The organism is Parasphingorhabdus sp., assembly GCF_041748495.1.
Taxonomy (GTDB): domain Bacteria; phylum Pseudomonadota; class Alphaproteobacteria; order Sphingomonadales; family Sphingomonadaceae; genus Parasphingorhabdus.
This window is the reverse complement of record NZ_JBGTDD010000183.1, coordinates 1-4,170: the sequence shown is the minus strand read 5'-3', so window position 1 is coordinate 4,170 and position 4,170 is coordinate 1. Positions and strand designations below refer to the sequence as shown.

Below are 4,170 nucleotides of genomic sequence, written 5' to 3'. Positions count from 1 at the left end.
GGTGACAAGCTGGAACATGAAGAAGGCGCGCCTTAGCGCCTCGCCAGATCTTGCTGCTATTGCATGGCAAGAGATGCTTCTTAAATCCACCCTGTTCACGGCCATCATTGGCCGAATAAATTTACAAACTGGAAAATGTCATGTTCGGCGATCTAGCCAAATCCATCTTCGGGTCAGCCAATGACCGCTATGTCAAATCAATGCAGAAAACGGTCGATGCGGTCAATGTGTTCGAACCCGAAATCGAAGTTCTCTCTGATGAGGAACTGGCGGCAAAAACCCCGTATTTCAAGGAGCGCGTGGCGAGCGGAGAATCGCTCGACGACATTTTGCCGGAGGCTTTTGCGGTCGTGCGGGAAGCGGCCAAACGGACTCTCGGCCAGCGCCATTATGATGTGCAGCTGATCGGCGGCATCGTCCTGCATCGCGGGGAAATCGCCGAAATGCGCACAGGTGAAGGCAAGACCCTGGTGGCGACCCTAGCCTGTTACCTCAACGCGATTGACGGCAAGGGCGTGCATGTCGTCACCGTCAACGACTATCTCGCCCGCCGCGACGCGGAGTGGATGAGCCAGGTCTATAATTTCCTCGGTCTGGAAGTCGGCGTGATCGTCCCGAACCTCGGCGAGGAAAAGCGCCGCGCCGCCTATGCGGCGGACATTACCTACGGCACCAACAATGAATTCGGCTTCGATTATCTGCGCGACAATATGAAGCACGAACGGGCGCAGATGGTCCAGCGGCCTTTCAATTTCGCCATTGTCGACGAGGTCGACTCGATCCTGATCGATGAAGCCCGGACACCACTGATCATCTCCGGTCCGACCGATGACAAGTCCGATCTCTATCTGACGGTCAATGCCGTCGTGCAGAATATCACCGAAGAGGATTATGAAAAAGACGAGAAATCGCGCAATATCTCGCTGACCGAAGACGGCACGGAAAAGGCCGAGCGCCTGCTCGAAGAAGCCGGGCTGCTGGTCGGCAACAATCTGTACGATTTCGAGAATACCCAAGTCGTCCATCACCTGAACCAGGCTTTGATGGCCAATGTCATGCGCAAGCGTGATACCGATTACATCGTCAAGGATGGCAAGGTCATCATCATCGACGAATTTACCGGCCGGATGATGGACGGGCGGCGCTGGTCCAACGGTCTGCACCAGGCGGTGGAGGCCAAGGAAGGTGTCCAGATCGAGCCGGAAAACCAGACCATGGCGTCGATCACCTTCCAGAATTATTTCCGCATGTATCCCAAATTGTCCGGCATGACCGGCACCGCGGAAACAGAAGCGGCGGAATTTTTCGAAATCTACAAGATGAACGTCGTCACCATCCCGACCAACAAGCCGGTGCTGCGGATCGACGAGAATGACGAATTCTACAAGAACACGCTCGACAAATTTGCCGCGATTGCCAAGACGGTGAAGGAACATAGCGACAAGGGCCAGCCGGTTCTGGTCGGCACCGTGTCGATTGAAAAATCCGAACTGCTGTCGGACTTCCTGAACAAGGAAGGCGTCGTCCATAATGTGCTCAACGCCCGCTTCCACGAACAGGAAGCGCATATCGTGGCGCAGGCCGGTTCGCCCGGCGCGGTCACCATCGCGACCAACATGGCGGGTCGCGGCACCGATATCCAGCTTGGCGGCAATATCGACTTCCGGATCGAGGACGAGCTGAGCGAGATGGAAGCCGGTCCGGAAAAGGACAAGGCAATCGCCAAGATCGAGGAAGAAGTAAGGGAATTGCGCCGTCTCGTCAGAGAGGCCGGCGGTCTGTTCGTACTCGGCACCGAGCGGCACGAAAGCCGCCGCATCGACAATCAGCTGCGCGGCCGTTCCGGTCGGCAGGGCGATCCCGGACTGAGCCGCTTCTACCTCTGCCTCGAGGACGATCTGCTGCGCATCTTCGGCACCGAGACGATGTTCGCCAAGATGATGAACAAGAATCTCGAGGATGGTGAAGCGATTGGCGGCAAATGGCTGTCGAAAGCCATTGAAACCGCCCAGAAAAAGGTCGAGGCGCGCAATTATGAAGCGCGCAAGCAGGTTGTCGAATATGATGACGTGATGAATGACCAGCGCAAGGTGATCTACGAGCAGCGCTCGGAAATCATGGACGCGGACACGGTTGGCGATGTCGTCGAGGACATGCGCCACGAAACGGTCAATGCCATGGTCGCCGATGCCTGCCCGCCGGGCAGCTATCCCGAGCAATGGGATGTGGAAGGCCTGAAAACCAGGGTCCAGGAAGTGCTCAATCTGTCGCCCGATATTGACAGCTGGCTGCAGGAAGATGCGGTTGAACCGGAGATCATCGAAACCCGCATCTCGGAAATGGCCGATGCCGATTTTGAAGCGAAAATGGCGCAGGTTGACAGCGAAAATCCCGGCGTCTGGCAACAGATCGAGAAATCGATCCTGCTCGAATTGCTCGACCATCACTGGAAAGAGCATCTCGCCACGCTGGACGCACTGCGCCAGGTGGTTTTCCTGCGCGCCTATGCCCAGAAGAAGCCGCTGGACGAATATAAGCAGGAAGCCTTCGGCCTGTTCGAACGGATGCTGGAAATCATCCGCGAAGGCGTGACCAAGACGATTGCGATCAGTCAGTTCCACCGTCAGGAAGAAATCGTTCCGCCGGAATTGCCCGAATTGCCGGATTTCCTGACCACGCATATCGATCCGCTGACCGGGGAAGATAATAGCAATGATATTGATGGGGGTACGCGGGGTACGGTTTCGGCGTCCCTGCCGCCCAGCCAATCCGGGCAAATGAGCAATCCGAACGATCCCTTCGATGGTAGCAAGGTCAGCCGCAATGCCCCTTGCCCCTGCGGGTCGGGACGCAAGTACAAGCATTGTCACGGCAAGTTCTGATCGGATAGCGATGCGGTCGGCTGGCAACTGAGATGGCTTTGGGCATCATCGGCCTGGCCCTTCTGTTTGCAGCGACCGCAGCGCTTTACGCCAGCGTCGGATTTGGCGGCGGGTCCACCTATATTGCCCTGCTGGCGCTGGCCGAACTCGACTATCGGCTGTTGCCGATCATCGCGCTGCTCTGCAATATCATTGTCGTCACGGGCGGCGCCGTCCGGTTCCAGCTCCGCGGACTCATCGACTGGTCCCGGATCTGGCCGATCCTGATGCTGTCCGTCCCGGCGGCCTGGCTCGGCGGGCGGATGGTGCTGGAACAGGACAGCATCCTGCTATTGCTCGGTCTGTCGCTGGCCGCGGCAGGCATTTTGCTGATCCTCGAACCGTTTATTCAGCGGGCAGGGGCCGGGACTGCCCATCGGCCATGGAACAGCCACCGCCTGTTTGCCCCGGCGATTGGCACCGCTATCGGCTTTCTATCCGGCATGGTCGGCATCGGCGGCGGCATTTTCCTGGCGCCGATCCTGCTGCTGGCTCGCTGGGCCGACAGCCGCCGGATTGCCGCCACCGCCAGCATCTTCATCCTCGTCAATTCGATCGCCGGTCTCGGCGGGCAATTGATGAAGTCCGGCTCGGGCAGCAGCGGAGAAGCGGTTCTGGCCTATTGGCCATTGTTCCTCGGCGTCCTGCTGGGCGGCCAGATCGGGAGCATCCTCGCCAGCAGGGCTTTGCCGGAAATATGGATCCGGCGTCTGACGGCCTTGCTGACCCTCTATGTGGCGGGGAGAATATTGCTGACCTGACCGGATCGGCCTGTTGCATGGTTGCGCGTTACATACGAAATTCCTTTTCGCACTTGCAACAATATCGAAGATATCCTACGCGCCTTGTCAATCCGCTGGACCCGACCTCGTCGGGTGGCTCGGCCCGGCGCCTATCCCCGGGATAACCTTTTTCGATTCCGCTCCGCAGTCTTTTACCCCAAAGATCGACAGGTCTGGCGTCAGACCGGCTGCGCTGCATAGGCATTTGTACAAGGTCAGACATGCCCAAACTCGACGTTATCAAGCGCGAATGGTTTTCCAATCCGCGCGGCGACATCCTTGCCGGGATCGTCGTCGCTCTCGCGCTCATTCCCGAGGCGATCGGTTTTTCGATCATCGCCGGAGTCGATCCGCGCGTCGGTCTCTATGCCTCCTTCTCGATCGCGGTGATCATCTCGCTGGTCGGCGGGCGTCAGGGGATGATCTCGGCTGCCACCGCCGCGGTCGCGGTGCTGGTGGTGCCGCTG

General features: G+C 58.4%; 4 protein-coding genes and 1 other annotated feature. All 4 genes read left to right on the top strand.

The window, feature by feature from the left end:
* The coding region (locus tag ACEW8J_RS15430) for a hypothetical protein (RefSeq protein WP_373492529.1) at positions 1-184 on the top strand (184 nt) is incomplete at its 5' end.
* Positions 141-2,882 (top strand): preprotein translocase subunit SecA, encoded by a 2,742-nt coding sequence (gene secA, locus ACEW8J_RS15425; protein WP_373492528.1) that lies wholly within the window; start codon positions 141-143, stop codon positions 2,880-2,882. The genes ACEW8J_RS15430 and secA, both read left to right, overlap by 44 nt.
* A 32-nt stretch (positions 2,883-2,914) precedes the next feature.
* Positions 2,915-3,682, top strand: a complete 768-nt coding sequence (locus ACEW8J_RS15420; protein WP_373492527.1) for a sulfite exporter TauE/SafE family protein — start codon at positions 2,915-2,917, stop codon at positions 3,680-3,682.
* A gap of 94 nt (positions 3,683-3,776) precedes the next feature.
* Positions 3,777-3,830 (top strand) — a sequence feature (sul1 is cis-regulatory element that is thought to sense ions involved in sulfur or methionine metabolism; They are found in Alphaproteobacteria).
* A 94-nt stretch (positions 3,831-3,924) separates the two neighbouring features.
* The coding region (locus ACEW8J_RS15415) for a SulP family inorganic anion transporter (protein WP_373492526.1) at positions 3,925-4,170 on the top strand (246 nt) is incomplete at its 3' end.